This window comes from Prevotella sp. RM4 (assembly GCF_000701965.1).
GTDB lineage: Bacteria > Bacteroidota > Bacteroidia > Bacteroidales > Bacteroidaceae > Prevotella > Prevotella ruminicola.
In genome coordinates, this window is the sequence record NZ_JNKG01000007.1 from 558,198 (window position 1) to 574,224 (window position 16,027).

Annotated in this window: 16 protein-coding genes; 8 read left to right on the forward strand and 8 right to left on the reverse strand. The window is 50.2% G+C overall.

All coding sequences use genetic code 11. The annotated features are described in order from the left end of the window. The first annotated feature begins 3 nt into the window (after positions 1–3). Genes mreD through rodA form a run of 3 tightly spaced genes read left to right on the forward strand, consistent with a single transcriptional unit; the run spans position 4 to position 3,816 of the window. On the forward strand, positions 4–504 hold the full coding sequence (mreD, locus tag T499_RS0103580) for a rod shape-determining protein MreD (RefSeq protein WP_033149765.1): 501 nt from the start codon (positions 4–6) through the stop codon (positions 502–504). Then, positions 501–2,360 (forward strand): penicillin-binding protein 2, encoded by a 1,860-nt coding sequence (gene mrdA / locus T499_RS0103585; RefSeq protein WP_013065289.1) that lies wholly within the window; start codon positions 501–503, stop codon positions 2,358–2,360. Before mreD ends, mrdA begins: the two co-directional genes overlap by 4 nt. Beyond that, a complete protein-coding gene (gene rodA, locus T499_RS0103590) occupies positions 2,341–3,816 on the forward strand; it encodes a rod shape-determining protein RodA (protein WP_033149766.1) in 1,476 nt (491 codons plus the stop codon). The genes mrdA and rodA overlap by 20 nt, the downstream gene beginning before the upstream one ends. On the opposite strand, the gene T499_RS0103595 is transcribed toward rodA, so the two are convergent. Genes T499_RS0103595 through metF form a run of 4 tightly spaced genes read right to left on the reverse strand, consistent with a single transcriptional unit; the run spans position 3,802 to position 7,518 of the window. Beyond that, positions 3,802–4,266, reverse strand: a complete 465-nt coding sequence (locus T499_RS0103595) for a gliding motility lipoprotein GldH (RefSeq protein ID WP_073043807.1) — start codon at positions 4,264–4,266, stop codon at positions 3,802–3,804. The genes rodA and T499_RS0103595 overlap by 15 nt on opposite strands. Continuing rightward, positions 4,256–5,407 carry a PSP1 domain-containing protein gene (locus T499_RS0103600; RefSeq protein WP_033149767.1) on the reverse strand — a complete coding sequence of 384 codons (1,152 nt, stop codon included), beginning with the start codon at positions 5,405–5,407 and terminating at the stop codon, positions 4,256–4,258. The genes T499_RS0103595 and T499_RS0103600 overlap by 11 nt, the downstream gene beginning before the upstream one ends. 26 nt (positions 5,408–5,433) lie before the next feature. Continuing rightward, positions 5,434–6,546 (reverse strand): DNA polymerase III subunit, encoded by a 1,113-nt coding sequence (locus T499_RS0103605; protein ID WP_033149768.1) that lies wholly within the window; start codon positions 6,544–6,546, stop codon positions 5,434–5,436. A gap of 6 nt (positions 6,547–6,552) precedes the next feature. Continuing rightward, a complete protein-coding gene (gene metF, locus T499_RS0103610) occupies positions 6,553–7,518 on the reverse strand; it encodes a methylenetetrahydrofolate reductase [NAD(P)H] (RefSeq protein ID WP_013064350.1) in 966 nt (321 codons plus the stop codon). A gap of 59 nt (positions 7,519–7,577) precedes the next feature. On the opposite strand from metF, the gene T499_RS0103615 reads away from it, so the two are divergent. Further along, a complete protein-coding gene (locus T499_RS0103615) occupies positions 7,578–8,528 on the forward strand; it encodes a hypothetical protein (RefSeq protein ID WP_013064784.1) in 951 nt (316 codons plus the stop codon). Here T499_RS0103615 and T499_RS0103620 read toward each other — a convergent pair. Continuing rightward, positions 8,525–8,977: a helix-turn-helix domain-containing protein gene (locus T499_RS0103620; protein WP_013064035.1), complete on the reverse strand. Its 453-nt coding sequence runs from the start codon at positions 8,975–8,977 to the stop codon at positions 8,525–8,527. The two genes, T499_RS0103615 and T499_RS0103620, sit on opposite strands and share 4 nt — an antisense overlap. A 213-nt stretch (positions 8,978–9,190) precedes the next feature. Between T499_RS0103620 and T499_RS0103625 the strand changes: the two genes are divergently transcribed. From T499_RS0103625 to T499_RS0103640, 4 genes are read left to right on the forward strand one after another with little or no spacing between them, the layout of a single operon-like run. Further along, a complete protein-coding gene (locus tag T499_RS0103625; RefSeq protein WP_033150169.1) occupies positions 9,191–10,345 on the forward strand; it encodes an FprA family A-type flavoprotein in 1,155 nt (384 codons plus the stop codon). Next, complete coding sequence (locus T499_RS0103630) at positions 10,346–11,413, forward strand: glycerate kinase family protein (protein WP_033149769.1); 1,068 nt, start codon at positions 10,346–10,348, stop codon at positions 11,411–11,413. Next, positions 11,394–11,786, forward strand: coding sequence for an MGMT family protein (locus T499_RS0103635; RefSeq protein ID WP_052173350.1), 393 nt, complete (start codon positions 11,394–11,396; stop codon positions 11,784–11,786). The genes T499_RS0103630 and T499_RS0103635 overlap by 20 nt, the downstream gene beginning before the upstream one ends. A gap of 16 nt (positions 11,787–11,802) precedes the next feature. Then, positions 11,803–12,348: an NADPH-dependent FMN reductase gene (locus T499_RS0103640; RefSeq protein ID WP_033150171.1), complete on the forward strand. Its 546-nt coding sequence runs from the start codon at positions 11,803–11,805 to the stop codon at positions 12,346–12,348. A gap of 2 nt (positions 12,349–12,350) precedes the next feature. Here the strand turns inward: T499_RS0103640 and T499_RS0103645 are convergent, their stop codons facing one another. Genes T499_RS0103645 through lysS form a run of 3 tightly spaced genes read right to left on the reverse strand, consistent with a single transcriptional unit; the run spans position 12,351 to position 15,872 of the window. Further along, positions 12,351–13,112: a DNA alkylation repair protein gene (locus T499_RS0103645; protein ID WP_033149770.1), complete on the reverse strand. Its 762-nt coding sequence runs from the start codon at positions 13,110–13,112 to the stop codon at positions 12,351–12,353. A 2-nt stretch (positions 13,113–13,114) separates the two neighbouring features. Further along, positions 13,115–14,110, reverse strand: coding sequence for an NAD(P)H-dependent glycerol-3-phosphate dehydrogenase (locus T499_RS0103650; RefSeq protein ID WP_013064950.1), 996 nt, complete (start codon positions 14,108–14,110; stop codon positions 13,115–13,117). 34 nt (positions 14,111–14,144) lie between these two features. Next, entirely contained in the window at positions 14,145–15,872 is a 1,728-nt protein-coding gene (lysS, locus tag T499_RS0103655) for a lysine--tRNA ligase (RefSeq protein WP_033149771.1), read from the reverse strand. Between the last annotated feature and the right edge of the window lie 155 nt (positions 15,873–16,027).

Sequence of the window (16,027 nt, forward strand, 5' to 3'; positions counted from 1 at the left end):
ACTATGAAGATTGAATTGATAAACCGACTGGTGATGTTTGTGGCCCTGTTTGTGGCTCAGGTACTCATCCTGAACCATGTACACCTGTTAGGCGTGGGCACACCGCTGTTGTATGTATATTTTGCCATCACCTTCCGTCGTAACTTCCCTAAGTGGTTGGTACTGGTATCGTGCTTCCTGTTAGGACTGCTGATTGATGTGTTCTCGAATACGCCAGGACTGGCTGCCAGCACAATGACACTGGTGGCACTGGCACAGACATACCTGATTGAACTGGTTGCACCACGCGACTCGGCCGAAGACCTGGAGGCAGCGTCCAAAGTGCTGGGGCCCACTAAGTTTGTAACGTTAAGCGCCCTGCTGACACTGCTGTACTGTCTGGTGTTCTTTGCACTCGAGGCGTTTAACTTTTTTGATGTGCTGTTATGGTTGGCCCGATCGGTCATCAGCTTTGTGCTTACGATGGTACTGATACTGGCCGTAGAAAGTGTTAGAAGCCGGTGAAGCAGAAAGACTTTGATCTGGAATACCGTAAATACGTGATTGCTGGGGTGGCCGCACTGATTGTGTTCATCTACATCATCCGTTTGTTTATGCTCCAGATTACAAGTGATGACTACAAGAAGAGTGCCGACTCGAACGCTTTCCTGAAAAAAATAGAATACCCTTCGCGAGGTGCCATCTTGGATCGCAGGGGTAAGCTGCTGGTGTATAACCAGCCATCGTACGATATCATGGTGGTGATGAACGAGATGAAGGACCGTTTGGACACCCTCGACTTCTGTACAGCCTTGGGTATTACCAAGGAGGAGTTCGACCGTCGCATGGCCACCATCAAAGACCGCAGTAAGAATCCTGGTTATTCGCGCTTTACCGAGCAGCTGTTTATGAGTCAGCTGAGCGATAAGGACTTTAGTGTGTTCCAGGAAAAGATGTACCGTTTCCCAGGTTTTTATATTCAGAAGCGCAGTGTGCGCCAATATACCTATAATATGGGTGCGCACGTGTTGGGTGATGTGGCCGAGGTGTCGCCTGGCGATATCGAGGAGGATGAGTACTACCAGCCTGGCGACTATATCGGCAAGTTGGGTATAGAGCGTTCGTACGAGAAAGAACTACGTGGACAGAAAGGTATACAGATATTGTTGCGTGATGCCCATGGACGTATCCAGGGACGTTATCAGAATGGTGCACTCGACCAGCGTGCCATCCCTGGTAAGAACCTGACACTGGGTATTGATGCTGAGCTGCAAGCCTTAGGCGAGCGCCTGATGGAGGGTAAGATTGGTGCTATCGTGGCCATCGAACCTGCTACTGGTGAGGTGCTGTGTATGGTATCATCGCCCACGTACGACCCACGACAGATGGTAGGACGACTGCGCAGTAAGAACCATCGTGCCCTGTCGCAGGATGTGTGGAAACCGCTGCTGAACCGTGCCATCATGGGACAGTATCCACCAGGCTCAACCTTCAAGACCACCCAGGGACTGACGTTTATGACCGAGGGTATCATCAACTCGCACACCATGTACCCCTGTTCGCATGGATTTAACTTCAAAGGCTTGCACGTGGGCTGTCACGGACATGCGGCACCACTGCCTTTGGTACCTGCCCTGAGTACATCGTGTAACGGTTACTTCTGCTGGGGACTGTATCACATGATTAATACCAATGTGAGCAAATACGGATCGGTACAGAACGCCATGAACACCTGGCGCGACTATATGGTATCGATGGGATTCGGTTATCGTCTGGGTATCGACCTGCCTGGTGAGAAACGCGGACTGATACCTAATGCCATGTTCTATGATAAGGCCTACAAGGGCTCGTGGAACGGACTCACCATCATCTCAATCGCCATTGGTCAGGGTGAGGTGAATGCCACACCACTGCAGATTGCCAACCTGGGTGCTACCATCGCCAATCGTGGCTATTATCTGGTGCCCCATGTGGTAAAGAACGTGCAGGGACAGCCACTTGATACGCTTTACACCCGCAAGCATTATACCAAGGCCAGCAAAGAGGCCTACGACTATGTGGTGCAGGGTATGCGCTCATCGGTATTAGGCGGTACGTGTAAGGAGTTAGGCAAATACGATTTTAATGCCTGCGGTAAAACGGGTACTGCCCAGAACCGCGGACACGACCACTCGGTATTTATGGGGTTTGCACCCATGGAGAACCCGAAAATCGCTGTAGCCGTGTATGTTGAGAACGGTGGATGGGGTGCCACCTACGGTGTGCCCATCGGCGGTTTGATTATGGAGAAATATTTAAAAGGTAAACTCTCGGAGGCCAGCATTGCTAAGGCCAAGAGTATTCAGGAACGCAGAATAGCATATGGCGCAGGCGATAGGTAACAGAAAAGAAAAAGGAGTGATTCGCTCGCTCGATTACTGGACGATTATCATTTACATCGCCCTGCTGACCTTTGGATGGGTGAGTGTGTGTGGTGCCAGCTACAGCTATGGCGAGACCGACTTGTTTAGCTTGAGCACTCGCTCGGGTATGCAGATTGTGTGGATTGGTACCTCGATTGTGTTGGGCTTCGTCATCCTGATGCTCGACGACCGCTATCTGGATATGTTTGCCTATATTATATTCGGCATCATGCTACTACTGCTATTCGGAACCATCTTTAATCCGCATAGTATCAAGGGCTCCCGATCGTGGCTGGTGTTGGGACCCATACGACTGCAACCAGCTGAGTTTGCTAAGTTTGCTACGGCCTTGGCTTTGGCGAAACTGATGAATACCTATGGTTTTACTATAGCCAAATGGAAGGATTTTGCCCTGGTGCTGGGTGTGATCTTTGTGCCTATGCTGTTTATCGTGCTGCAGCGTGAGACAGGTTCGGCACTGGTATATCTGTCGTTCTTCCTGATGCTGTATCGCGAGGGTATGCCTGGCAGTATCCTGTTTACAGGTGTGGCCATGGTGGTGTACTTTGTGGTGGGCATACGCTATGCAGATACCATGATGGTATATACGCCAACATCGGTGGGAAAATTTGCTGTGCTGCTGATGGTGCAGCTGTTCTCAATCGGACTGGTGTATGTGTACTGTAACGATAAGCGCGAAACCATACGCATGGCGCTGATAGGACTGGGCGCTACCCTGGTGGCACTCGTCTTCAGCTTGCTGATTATCCCCTTCGACCTGAATTACGTAGAGATGGCGCTGTGTGCGGTGCTGATAGGCTATTTGCTATACCGATTCCTGGCTACACGCCTGCGTAACTATCTTTGGATTACAGCCTTTGCAGTAGGCTCGCTGATGTTCTATAACGTGGCTGACTATGCCCTGAACCATGTGCTGGAACCCCACCAGCGTGTGCGTATTAACGTGCTGTTGGGACTGGAGGAGGACCTGAAGGGTGCGGGATATAACGTACACCAGAGTGAGATTGCCATCGGATCGGGTGGACTGCAAGGAAAAGGCTTTTTGAATGGTACACAAACAAAATTGAAATATGTGCCTGAACAGGATACCGACTTTATCTTCTGTACTGTAGGCGAGGAAGAGGGCTTTGTGGGCTCAGCAGGCGTACTGCTGCTGTTCCTGGCGCTGATATGGCGCCTAATACACCTGGCCGAACGTCAGGTACACAGGTTCGGACGTGTGTATGGCTATTGTGTGGTGAGTATCTTCCTGTTCCATGTGTTTATCAATGTGGGCATGGTATTAGGACTTACGCCGGTTATCGGTATCCCATTGCCATTCTTCAGCTATGGTGGTTCGTCGCTGTGGGGCTTCACCCTGCTGCTGTTTATCTTCCTACGTATTGACGCAGGAAGAAATCTACTGAGAAATTAAGATTCCTACATCGCTGATGCCTTTCATGTTCTCTTGTTTCATGTAATGCATCACGTACATGTGCAGCGAGTCGCCCTCGTTAAGCTGCAGACTATCGACATCAAACGTATATTGATAACAGCTGATGCCGCTGCCCATCACGTGGCCATTCTGTTCTACCAGCTTGCAATCGATACGCTTACGCAGCTTGCGACCTACAGGGTAGATATCCTGCTCAACAATCACGCTGATGCCTAAGAAAGGCAGCTGATTGTTGGTGCGCAGCATGAGCTGCTGGTGATAAGTGCCAGTCTGTTTGATAGGGGGCACGTAGAAGTGCATGGTATCAGTGCGCTCCCATCCCTCGTTATCCACATGCTCGTAGTGATTGTACACCACCGAACGATCGCAGGCTACCATCATGAGGAAGCCTGCCATCGCCAGTATCAGTGTGATTGCCTTATTTTGCATCCTTGGCCTCCTTTTTATCGTTAGGCTGTCGGTTGTTGTTGGGCTTGTTCTTCTTCTTTTTCTTCTTCTTGGCCTTGTCGAAACGACTGATATCACCACCTGCCAGGTCGATATGTGGCTTAGGCTCTGCCTTCTTACCCTCGTCGTGGGTGAGCGATACGGGCTTCTCGCCACGCTTGTTCATCTCGATGATGGTCTTGGCACGCTCGGCGGTAATGGTTTCGCAGTTGGCAGCGATGTTCTTATCGGTGCTGTAGGTGCAAAGACCGGCCAGGATATCGTTCTTAAACAAGTGGTAGTCGCCATCCTGGGTCTGCAGGATGATATCCTTGCCAGGCAGCTGCTTGCCTGCCTCTACGTAATCATCCACCTCGTAGTTCAGACAGCACTTCAGCTTGGCACACATACCTGCCAGCTTCTGTGGGTTGAGCGAGATGTCCTGGAAACGGGCGGCATTGGTGCTCACACTCGAGAAGTTCTTCATCCAGGTGGCACAGCAGAGCTCACGTCCGCAAGGGCCTGTTCCGCCAATACGTCCAGCCTCCTGGCGCGCACCAATCTGCTTCATCTCGATACGTACGTGGAAGGCTACTGCCAGGTCCTTAATGAGCTGACGGAAATCCACACGTTCATCAGCGATATAGTAGAAGATGGCCTTGTTGCCATCACCCTGGTACTCCACGTCGCCAATCTTCATGTCGAGCCCCAAGCCCTTGGCTATCTTACGACTCTCGATCATGGTAGAGTGCTCGCGAGCCTGCGCCTCACGCCATTTCTGGATGTCGTTCTCGCGGGCTATGCGATAGATACGTTTGATATCATCGGGCGACTTGATGTTCACCTTCTTGAGCTGCAGTTTTACCAGGCGGCCTGTGAGGGTAACCACACCGATGTCGTGACCAGGACTGGCCTCTACGGCTACGATGTCGCCTTTCTTCAGGTCCAGATTATTTACGTTGTGGTAGTAGCCTTTGCGGGTGTGCTTGAACTGTACCTCTACCAAATCAGTGGTGTAGGGGTTGCCAGGCACATCGGCCAACCAGTCGTAAGTGTTAAGCTGCTTGTCCTGTCGTCCCACTGCCTGGTGGCACAAACCGCGGTCGCAACCTACGTGTACGATATGTTCTTTAGATTTTTCCATATATAATCACTATTCACTGTTCACTATTACTTCTGCAAAAGCAGTACTATCATTTGTAGGGCCAAGTCGAAGAATACAATCTTTCCGTTGGCGTTCTGTCCGATATCGCGAATGGCCAGGTTAGCCATATCGGTGATGGGCAGGATATTCTTCTCGTTCACAAAGCGGGCAAAGTTCTTGGCAAAGTCCTCTTCGCGCTGTATCATATATACCAGTTCCTCGTTCTGGAAATTGTACATGAAGTTCTCGCGGGTCATACGCAGGAAATACGTCAGCCAGCGCTTCTGCTTCTCACGACCCATGCCAGCCAGCTGCTCGCTCCACTTGCGCAGGTCTTTTATCTTACGCTGGTAGGCCAGGCGCATCAGCATCACGTACATGTCGAGAAACAGTTCGTTCTCGGAACCTACCTGCAACTCGTCGAGGGCCTTTATCCAACTGCCATTGGCCAGTCGGGTTATGCGGTGGGCATCGTCGGCACTGATGCCACGCTTTTCGATGAGTGCCTGCTCGATGGCCTCGTTGGATATTTTCTTTACATCGATGCGCTGCACACGACTGCGGATGGTTTCCAACAGCTTGTCGGGTTCCTCGCATACCATGATGAATACCGTTTGCTGTGGGGGCTCCTCAATCAGTTTGAGCAGTTTGTTGGCGCACTCTATGTTCATGCGCTCCGGAAGCCAGATAACACTGACTTTATAGCCACCCTGACTGGATTTCAGGCTGAGCTTGCGTACCAGGTCGTCGCTCTCGCCTGCAGTAATGATGGCCTGCTGATTCTCGGCGCCCATGGCTGTCATCCACTCTTCCATCGTAAAGTACAGGCCTCGCATCACCAGCTCGTGCCAGTTCTTGGCAAAATCATCGCTCACTGGTTTATGCTCGGCGCCCATCGATGGCAGTTTGATGGTGGGGTAGGTGAAGTGCAGGTCGGGATGCTCCAGTTTGGCCAGCATGGCTTTGGCAGATGGTGTGCCATTATCCAACAGATAGCAGGCAAAAGCCACGGCTAATGGCAGCTTGCCACAGCCCTGCGGACCGCACAGCATCAGTGCGTGGGGCAATCGCTCCTCGCGTACCAGCTGCAGCAATCGCTCCTCGGCCTCTTTCTGTCCTATAACCTCGTCGAAACTCATCTGTCTTTAACCTCTAACCACTAATCTCTTCACAATCTCTGCAACACTATCAACAGCTGAGACGGTGTAGAAGTGGATGTTGTGTACCCCATGCGCATACAGATCCTTGCACTGCTGGGTGGTCCACTCTATACCTAACTGCTTGGCATCCTCATCGGTCTTACATTTCACTACCTCCTTGGCCAGTGGCTCAGGGATATCGCAGTGGAATGTCTTGGGCACTACTGTTAGCTGACTCAGCTTGGCCATGGGTTTGATGCCGGGGATGATGGGGATGGTGATGCCCATCTGGCGTGCCTTCTCAACAAAAGCATAGTACTTCTCGTTGTCGAAGAACAGCTGTGTAACGGCATACTGGGCGCCCAGGTCCTGCTTCTGCTTCAGGTATTGCATGTCCATCTCAAGGTTGGGTGCCTCCTCGTGCTTCTCGGGGTAGCAAGCCACACCATAGTCGAACGGACGACCAGGATTCTTGATGGGGGTGCCATCAGCAAAAAAGCCCTCGTTAAAGCGTTTTACCTGAGCCATCAAGTCGGTGGTGTGCGCATGACCGCCAGGGGTAGGCTGGAAACGGCTGTCCTCCTTGGCCTTATCGCCACGTAACAGCAACAAATCGTTGATGCCTAAGAATTGCAGGTCGAGCAGCTCGTACTCGATATCCTCGATGGTGGCGCCACTACAGATAACGTGGGGCTGAACGGGAATCTGGTAACGCTGCTGGATGGCTGCGGCTATGGCGATGGTTCCTGGGCGGCGACGAATGCGACGACGCTCAAACTGCCCATTCTCAAGTTCGTGATACACAAACTCCGAGTGATGGGTGGTAATGTTGATGTAGGCTGGGTCGAATTCTCTTAGTTTGTCGATATCGGCAAACAGTTTGGCTGTGCCAGTACCCTTCAGCGGTGGCAGCACTTCGAATGAGAATCGCTTTGCCTCCTTATCTTGATGTATAAACTCAGTAACACTCATATTGGCTGCAAAGATACTAAAAATTTCTTTATTACAAAAATTTTTTGTAATTTTGCACCATGAAACTGAAGCAATTTGTTAAAGACTGGACTCTTCCAGTGGCTATAGCTGTTGGTACTGTGGTGTATCTGCTGTTTTATCTGTTGCCATTTCTGGATGGCGCAGGCGATACGTTAGGCGAAGTGGTGGATGCTATTTTCCCGTTTATGGTGTTCTCTACGCTATTCTCGACCTACTGTCGTATCGACTTCCATCAGATGCGTCCTCACCGCTGGCACATAGGTGTGCTGGTGGCACAGGTGGCTTTGGTGGCATTGAACGTGTGGATTATCTTCCAAGTGGATGCCGACCCTGAACAGAAATTGCTTTGGGAGAGTGTGCTTACGTGTATCATCGGTCCTGCTGCTACGGCAGCTCCGGTGGTTACTGCCAAGATTGGCGGTAACATCAATACCATGACGGCTTATGTGGTGATGTCGGCCTTTGCCTCGGCCCTTATGATTCCAGCCGTGTTCCCGTTGTTGGAGCGTGGTGTTAGTACTGGTTTCTGGGCTGTATTCTTTATCATCCTGCAAAAGTTGGCTATGGTATTGGTAGCTCCGCTGGTGCTGGGATGGTTGGTGCAGCACTATGCCAAGCGCCTCTGCGCATGGATTGTGTCGATACCCGACCTCTCGTTCTACCTCTGGGCAGCGCAGTTGGCAGTAACGTCGGGTGTTACCGTGCGTAACATCGTGCATAGCGACGCTGGACTGCGTACGCTGCTGATGATAGCCGTGATGTCGCTGATTCTTTGCTTTGTGCTTTTCCTGATGGGCCGTTGGATTGGTCGCCAGTTAGGCGATGAGATCGATGGCGGTCAGGCTTCGTTCCAAAAAAATACTGCCCTGAGCATCTGGGTAGCCTATACCTACCTTAACCCAGTGGCATCGGTAGGTGCAGGCTGTTACGTGCTGTGGCAGAATATTGTTAACTCGTTGGAGCTATACGAATACCGTAAAAAGCATTAAGCCTTTTTGCTGTAACGCTTACGCTTTTTAGGCCCAAGGTGCTTGACGCGGAATTCGCGTGGGGTGGTGTTTAAGAATCGGTAGAACGAGGCGTAGAATGCCTGACGGGTACCGAAGCCTACCATCTCGCCAATCTCGCTGATAGATTTGTCGCGATATTCCTCCTCGGCTAATAGTGTCTTAGCCTCGTCGATACGATGCTTGTTCATCAATCCATTAAAGTTGGTGTGGAAGCGCTCTGTCATCACTGCCGAGATATAACGACAGTTGGTGCCAAGGTCGGCAGCCAGTTTGCTGGCAGTGTAATCCTTATCACGATATTTCTTGTCATCTACTATTATCTCCATTATCCTGTCGTGGAGCTCATCCTTACGTTCGTCGCCTAATATATTTCGGTAATCGGCTGTACACTTCTTTAGTTCAGTAATTTGATATTTTCCTGTTGCCATCTTTAAACAATCTTTTTACATTTTTCCTGAAAGTGCTGCCCGAAAAGGGCAAAACGGATGCGAAGGTACAAAAAATCGGCGACATAGCGCACCACTGCACGCTATGTTAACGCTATTTTAACACATAAATAATTGTGCGAAAAGTTTGGCCTTTCCACAAAATTATACTATCTTTGTCGCCAGAATGTGATTAAACGTATAACTATGAATACAATGAACGATACAATTAAGTATATCGGTGTGGATGATCTCGACATCGATTTGTTTGAGAGTCAGTATGTGGTGCCCGAGGGCATGAGTTATAACTCGTATCTCATCGATGATGAGAAGATAGCTGTGCTGGATACTGCCGATCGTCGTAAGGGCGAGGAATGGAAAGCCAACCTGACGGCTGCCTTGAATGGTCGTCAGCCTGATTATCTGGTGGTTCACCACATGGAGCCTGATCACTCGGCACTTATCGCTTGGATGCTGGAGACGTATCCCGGTGTGCAGCTGGTGTGCAGTGCGCAGGCTGTAAAAATGCTGTCGAACTTCTTCGAGGACGTAGATTTTACAGGTCGTGTGGTTACTGTTAAGGAGGGCGATACACTCGCGTTGGGTAAGCACACGTTGCAGTTTATTGGGGCTGCCATGATTCACTGGCCCGAGGTAATCATGAGCTACGATACCACCGATAAGGTGCTGTTCAGTGCCGATGGCTTTGGTAAATTTGGTGCATTAATCCACGAGACTGACGACTGGGCCTGCGAGGCACGTCGCTATTATTTTAATATATGTGGTAAGTATGGCTCGCAGGTGCAGAGTGTGCTGAAGAAGGCTGCAGCCCTCGATATCCAGGCTATCTGTCCGCTGCATGGTCCTGTGCTCAAGGGTGAGGCTCTGGCTGAGGCTGTGCGCCTGTATGATATCTGGAGCAAGTACGAGCCTGAGAGCGAGGGCATACTGATTGCCTACGCCAGTATTCATGGTGGTACTGCCGCTGCTGCAGAGCGATTAGGTGAGATACTGCGCGAAAAGGGTGCGCCAAAGGTAGTAGTTAGCGATCTGAGTCGTTCGGATATGGCTGAGGTTATCGAGGATGCTTTCCGCTATCCTACAGTGGTGGTAGCTGCTTCGAGCTACGATGCAGGTGTGTTCCCCGTGATGCACGACTTCCTGTATCATCTGCAAATCAAGAACTACCAGAAGCGTAAGTTTGGTATCATTGAGAATGGTAGCTGGGCTCCTACGGCCGGCAAGACCATGCGCACCATGATTGAGGCCCTGAAGGACTGTGAGATCGTAGAGCCCATGGTAACCATCCGCTCACGCATGAAATCTACCGACGAGGCCCTGCTGCAGCAGTTGGCCGATAGCTTATTGTAAATGCATAAAATCATCGTTGCCATCGACTCATTCAAGGGCTGTCTCACGTCTGTTGAGGCTAATCAGGCAGCCAGCGAGGGTATTCTTAGCAGGATACCTGATGCCAAGGTGGTGCAGGTGCCTGTGAGCGATGGTGGCGAGGGATTTATGGAGGCTTTCCAAGCGGCTATGGGTGGTGATATTGTGCAGGTGCATGTGAAGGACCCGCTGATGCGTCCCATTGTAGCACAGTATCTGATGCAGGGCGATACGGCTGTGATTGAAATTGCCAAAGCCAGTGGACTAACGCTAGTGAAGCCCGAGGAACGTAATCCCATGGTAGCTACAAGCTATGGCACTGGTCAGTTGGTGGTCGATGCTGTGCGAAGAGGCTGTAAGCACATTATCGTGGGTCTTGGTGGTAGTGCCACCAGTGATTGTGGTATAGGCATGCTGCGTGTCATCATCGATGCGTTTGCCAAAGGAAAGACTTGGGACGATGTGCGTCAGTTAGATGATGTGCGTTTCACCATCGCCACCGATGTTACCACCCCCCTTTGTGGCTTAAATGGCGCTGCCCATGTGTTTGCGCCACAGAAGGGGGCTTCGCCTGATAATGTTCTTGCCCTCGATGCCCGGGCCAAACGCTTTGCTGAGGCATCGGCCAAGCACTTGGGGCGCGACTGTCAGGATATGCCAGGCGCAGGTGCTGCAGGTGGTTTGGGGTATGCTTTTATGCAGTATATGCAAGCTGATTGTCGCTCTGGAATCGACCTTCTGTTGGATGCCATCCATTTCGACGAACTCCTGAAGGATGCTAACCTTGTGATTACTGGCGAAGGCTCAGCCGATAGACAAACGCTGATGGGTAAGTTGCCTTATGGCATTCTGCAGCGTGCTCAGAAACATCATGTGCCTGTTATGCTCATAGCCGGTCGCATCGCTGACGAGCAGCAACTTCTCGATGCCGGCTTTGCCCGTGTTGCCTGCATCAATCCCCTGGGATTACCCCTCGACATGGCTATGCAACCCACCACAGCTAAACAGAACATCCTACTTACAGTTCAGAATGAAGGATTATCCAGATAAGATGTCGCCCGAACAGGCGCGTGCCTTTAGCGATGCTGTGCTCAACATAGTGGCCCAGATACCTCGTGGCTGTGTAACCACCTATGGTGATATCGCCACCCTGGCAGGTTGGCCCAGTCATTCGCGTATGGTAGGTAGAACGTTGCGCTACACGCCTGGTGCAGAGAAGCTACCTTGTCATCGTGTAGTGAACAAATCTGGTCGCACCGCCCCAGGCTGGAGTCGCCAACGCCCCCTCCTAGAAGAAGAGGGTATCCACTTTAAGCCAAATGGTCATGTAGAAATGTCTCTTCATCAGTGGATTCATATGCAACGGAATTCATTAGAGGGTGGTTGGTATATCAATGATTTTCATTTTTCGCAACGTGAATAACTAAAAACTTATGGATATGAAAAGAATTCTTTTTATCGTTGGATCGCTGAGGGAAGGTTCTTTTAACCGGCAGTTAGCCCGCGAGGCTGAGCAAATGATTGGCGCACGTGCCGAAGTTACTTATCTGGATTATAAGGATGTGCCCTTGATTAATCAGGATATAGAGTTTCCTGAGCCTGAGGCTGTATGTAGACTGCGTGCTACGGTGAAAGAGGCAGATGGCATCTGGGTGTTTACGCCCGAGTATAACTTCAGTTATCCTGGTCATGTAAAGAACCTGTTTGACTGGTTGTCGCGTCCTGTGGTAGCTAACGATTATGAAACCCCTACTGTTATTAATGGCAAAAAGGTGGCGCTGAGTGGTGCAGGCGGCAAGATGGCTACAGCCAAATGTCGTGAGAAACTAACGGAATTGCTTACTTTTCTGAAGGCCGATGTGATGGAGCCTCAGACAGGCATCGCTCTGAATGTTGAGGCCTGGACTGAAGGACGTATGATTCTTAGCGATGAACAGAAAGTAGCACTAAAGAATCAGGTTGAGGCTTTCTTGAAGATTGTGTGAACTTATTTAATGCCCATCCAATACTGGCGCTCGGGGGCGGGGAGTTTCTCGATGGCGTAGCGGAGCATGGTGCGGGGCATTTCGTGAACGTGTTGGCGGAGGAAATCGCGTAAGAGTTCTTCGCTAACACGTTTACCCATTTCGCGTAGCATCCAACCTACGGCCTTGTGCATCAGGTCGTGTGGGTGATGCAGATGGATTTCGGCATAGCGCAGGCACCAAGTGGAATCGCCCATCTGTGAGGTTTTCCATGAACAGACCATACTCATGCGCTGTTTCCACAGGCAGGGGCTTTGGGCCAAGGAGTCGAGAACCTTGAGTTTGTAATCTTTATCGCCTAAGTTGGAGGGCAACAGGAGCCAGTGACCCAGGATTTTGTGGACAGAAAGATCTACCAGATCCCAATTGTTGGCTTGTTCGGCATATTGCAGATAAAGGGTGAGTATCTCGTCGCGAGCGCTAATGGCTTTCTTATCGTTTTCAAGACGTTTGGTGGCCAGTTTTTCGAACTTAGATACTAATATCAGCAGTCCACAAAGGCGTACCTCGTGCCAGCGACACATCAGGAGTTCGGGGATTTCGTTCAATGGGAAATCTTTCCCCACAAGCTTAACCACCTCGCGTGTCTGAGGAACCTTCAGGCCAAGGAATTCGTCACCCTCGCCATATTCGCCAGGACCAGTCTTGAAGAAGCCCATCAGGATGCGTCGCTGGGCATCGTTGCGCAGCGATTCCATATGGTTGATAACTTCTTTGGCTGTCATTATTAGCGGAATGAATCGGTAAGAAGTTTAATCTCGATTTGGGGAGCGATGCGTTCGTATAGGATGTTATATACGGCATCGAGGATAGGCATGTTTACGTGACAGTGGCGATTGATCTCCTTCATACACTTGGTACCGAAGTAACCCTCGGCAATCATCTCCATCTCGATCTGGGCCGACTTCACGCTGTAGCCCTTACCAATCATGGTTCCGAAGGTGCGGTTACGACTGAAGTTGCTATAACCCGTAACCAGCAAATCGCCCAGATAAACACTATCGTAAGCATTGCGATCCAAAGGATAAACAGCTGTGAGGAAACGATTCATCTCCTGCACGGCATTGGCCATGAGTACCGACTGGAAGTTATCGCCATATTTCAGGCCGCTGCAGATACCTGCGGCAATGGCATACACATTCTTCAGAACAGAAGAATACTCGATACCAACCACATCGGTAGAGGTCTTGGTTTTGATATACTCGCTTGATAATACATCGCAGAAGGCCTGGGCTTTCTCACGGTCGGCACAACCTACGGTGAGGTAGCTGAGACGCTCGAGTGCCACCTCCTCGGCATGAGAAGGACCACCGATGCAAGCGAGATTCTCGTAAGGTACGTCGTAAACCTGATGAAAATACTCGCTACATACGAGATTTTCATCAGGTACGATACCCTTAATAGCGGTAAGTATGAATTTGTCGCGAATACGCGTCTTCAACTTCTTAAGATGACTCTTGAGGTAAGGCGAAGGGGTGACAAACACCAGCGTGTCGTACTGCTGCGCAATACGATTCAAATCGCTATCGAAGTTAATCTCATCGATATTGAAGTGTACACTGGTGAGGTAGGCGGGGTTATGCCCCATGCGACGGAAATCCTCGATACGGTCGTCGCGACGCATATACCAACCTATATGGTGTGTATGACTTACCACAATCTTGGCAATAGCTGTTGCCCAGCTGCCACCTCCGATAATTGCTATCTTACCACAATCGTACATGGTTCATTGAACATTGATCATTGAACATTGACCATTAGGCTTGCGCCTTTTCGATCCAGGCGGCTACTTCATCAACTGAAGGCTTCTGGAGTTCGAGCTTGTACTTCTTGAAGATCTCACCAATCTTCTGCTGCAGCCCCTGAGGCTTTTCGTCCTTAATGTTGGTGATCAGGTTGAAACCAGCCTTGCGGAGTACTGGAACGATATCCTCGGGTACACCAATCTCGGCCCACTCTGCTACAGATGACTGAGGAATCTTCTTCTCAGGCTTCATCTGTGGGAACAGCATTACCTCGCCAATAGCAAACTTACCAGTCATCAGCATCACCAGACGGTCGATACCGATACCAATACCGAATGTAGGAGGCATACCGTACTGGAGGGCACGCAGGAAGTCGTGGTCGATGATCATAGCCTCGTCGTCGCCCTTATCAGCTAACTTCATCTGCTCGATAAAGCGCTCCTCCTGATCGATAGGATCGTTGAGCTCAGAATAAGCATTGGCCAGCTCCTTACCATTAACCATCAGCTCGAAACGCTCGGTGAGACCGGGCTTAGAACGATGCATCTTGGTAAGAGGTGACATCTCAACAGGATAATCGGTGATGAAGGTCGGCTGGATGAAGGTGCCCTCGCAGAACTCACCAAAGAGCTCATCGATCAGCTTACCCTTACCCATGGTCTCATCTACATCCATGCCCTTAGAGAGACAGAATGCACGAATCTCGTCCTCGGTCTTGCCATCGCAATCGAAATCTGTCTTCTCCTTGATCGCATCAAGGATAGGCAGGCGACGGAATGGGGCCTTGAATGAGATAACCTTACCATCAATCTCAACCTCGGGCTTGCCGTTTACAGCTGTACAGATCTCCTCGAGCATCTTCTCGGTGAAGGTCATACCCCACAGCAGATCCTTATAGCTCACGTAGAGCTCCATGCAGGTGAACTCAGGGTTGTGGGTCTTGTCCATACCCTCGTTACGGAAGTTCTTACCCATCTCGTAAACACCCTCGAAACCACCTACAATCAGGCGCTTCAGGTAAAGCTCGGTGGCAATACGCATGTACATGTCCTGATTCAGGGCATTGAAGTGGGTGATGAATGGACGGGCTGATGCACCACCTGCGATGCTCTGCAGGATAGGTGTGTCAACCTCGGTATAACCAGCATTGTCGAGAATGCTACGCATGGTGCGAATGATAGTTGCACGCTTCAGGAAGGTATCCTTTACGCCCTCGTTAACTACCAGGTCGACATAACGCTGGCGATAACGCAACTCGGGATCATCAAACTTATCGTAGGCCACACCATCCTTGTACTTCACGATAGGCAGTGGCTTAAGGCTCTTTGAAAGCAGTGTAAGCTCTGAGGCATGTACAGAAATCTCACCAGTCTGGGTGCGGAATACCTTACCCTTAACACCGATGAAATCGCCAATATCGAGCAAACGCTTGAATACATTATTATATAGGTCCTTGTTCTCGCCTGGGCAGATATCATCGCGAGTGATGTACACCTGGATACGGCCCTTTGAGTCCTGAAGCTCGGCAAAAGATGCCTTACCCATGACACGACGGCTCATCATACGACCTGCGATAACGACCTCACGATCCTCATCGTCCTTGAAACTTTCCTTAATTTCTGTGCTGAATGCATTTGTTGGGAACTCGGCTGCAGGATAGGGATCGATGCCCATCGAGCGCAGTTCCTGAAGGCTCTGACGCCTTCCGATTTCTTGTTCGCTTAACTCTAAAATGTTCATCTTTAATATTCGAATATTTCAATTTTATGGCTGCAAAGTTACGGAAATTTCTCGAAAAATGCAAGATTCGAGTAAATATTTGCAAAAAAAGTGAGAAAGATTTGCTCAGTCTCTAAAAAAAGTATATATTTGTGGCTGATAACTGAGAACACTTT

Coding starts and splice junctions, on each gene's coding strand:
- mreD (WP_033149765.1), top strand. CDS start 4: ATGAAGATTGAATTGATAAACCGACTGGTGATGTTTGTGGCCCTGTTT.
- rodA (WP_033149766.1), top strand. CDS start 2,341: ATGGCGCAGGCGATAGGTAACAGAAAAGAAAAAGGAGTGATTCGCTCG.
- T499_RS0103595 (WP_073043807.1), bottom strand. CDS start 4,266: ATGCAAAATAAGGCAATCACACTGATACTGGCGATGGCAGGCTTCCTC.
- T499_RS0103600 (WP_033149767.1), bottom strand. CDS start 5,407: ATGGAAAAATCTAAAGAACATATCGTACACGTAGGTTGCGACCGCGGT.
- T499_RS0103605 (WP_033149768.1), bottom strand. CDS start 6,546: ATGAGTTTCGACGAGGTTATAGGACAGAAAGAGGCCGAGGAGCGATTG.
- metF (WP_013064350.1), bottom strand. CDS start 7,518: ATGAGTGTTACTGAGTTTATACATCAAGATAAGGAGGCAAAGCGATTC.
- T499_RS0103615 (WP_013064784.1), top strand. CDS start 7,578: ATGAAACTGAAGCAATTTGTTAAAGACTGGACTCTTCCAGTGGCTATA.
- T499_RS0103620 (WP_013064035.1), bottom strand. CDS start 8,977: ATGGCAACAGGAAAATATCAAATTACTGAACTAAAGAAGTGTACAGCC.
- T499_RS0103625 (WP_033150169.1), top strand. CDS start 9,191: ATGAACGATACAATTAAGTATATCGGTGTGGATGATCTCGACATCGAT.
- T499_RS0103630 (WP_033149769.1), top strand. CDS start 10,346: ATGCATAAAATCATCGTTGCCATCGACTCATTCAAGGGCTGTCTCACG.
- T499_RS0103635 (WP_052173350.1), top strand. CDS start 11,394: ATGAAGGATTATCCAGATAAGATGTCGCCCGAACAGGCGCGTGCCTTT.
- T499_RS0103640 (WP_033150171.1), top strand. CDS start 11,803: ATGAAAAGAATTCTTTTTATCGTTGGATCGCTGAGGGAAGGTTCTTTT.
- T499_RS0103645 (WP_033149770.1), bottom strand. CDS start 13,112: ATGACAGCCAAAGAAGTTATCAACCATATGGAATCGCTGCGCAACGAT.
- T499_RS0103650 (WP_013064950.1), bottom strand. CDS start 14,110: ATGTACGATTGTGGTAAGATAGCAATTATCGGAGGTGGCAGCTGGGCA.
- lysS (WP_033149771.1), bottom strand. CDS start 15,872: ATGAACATTTTAGAGTTAAGCGAACAAGAAATCGGAAGGCGTCAGAGC.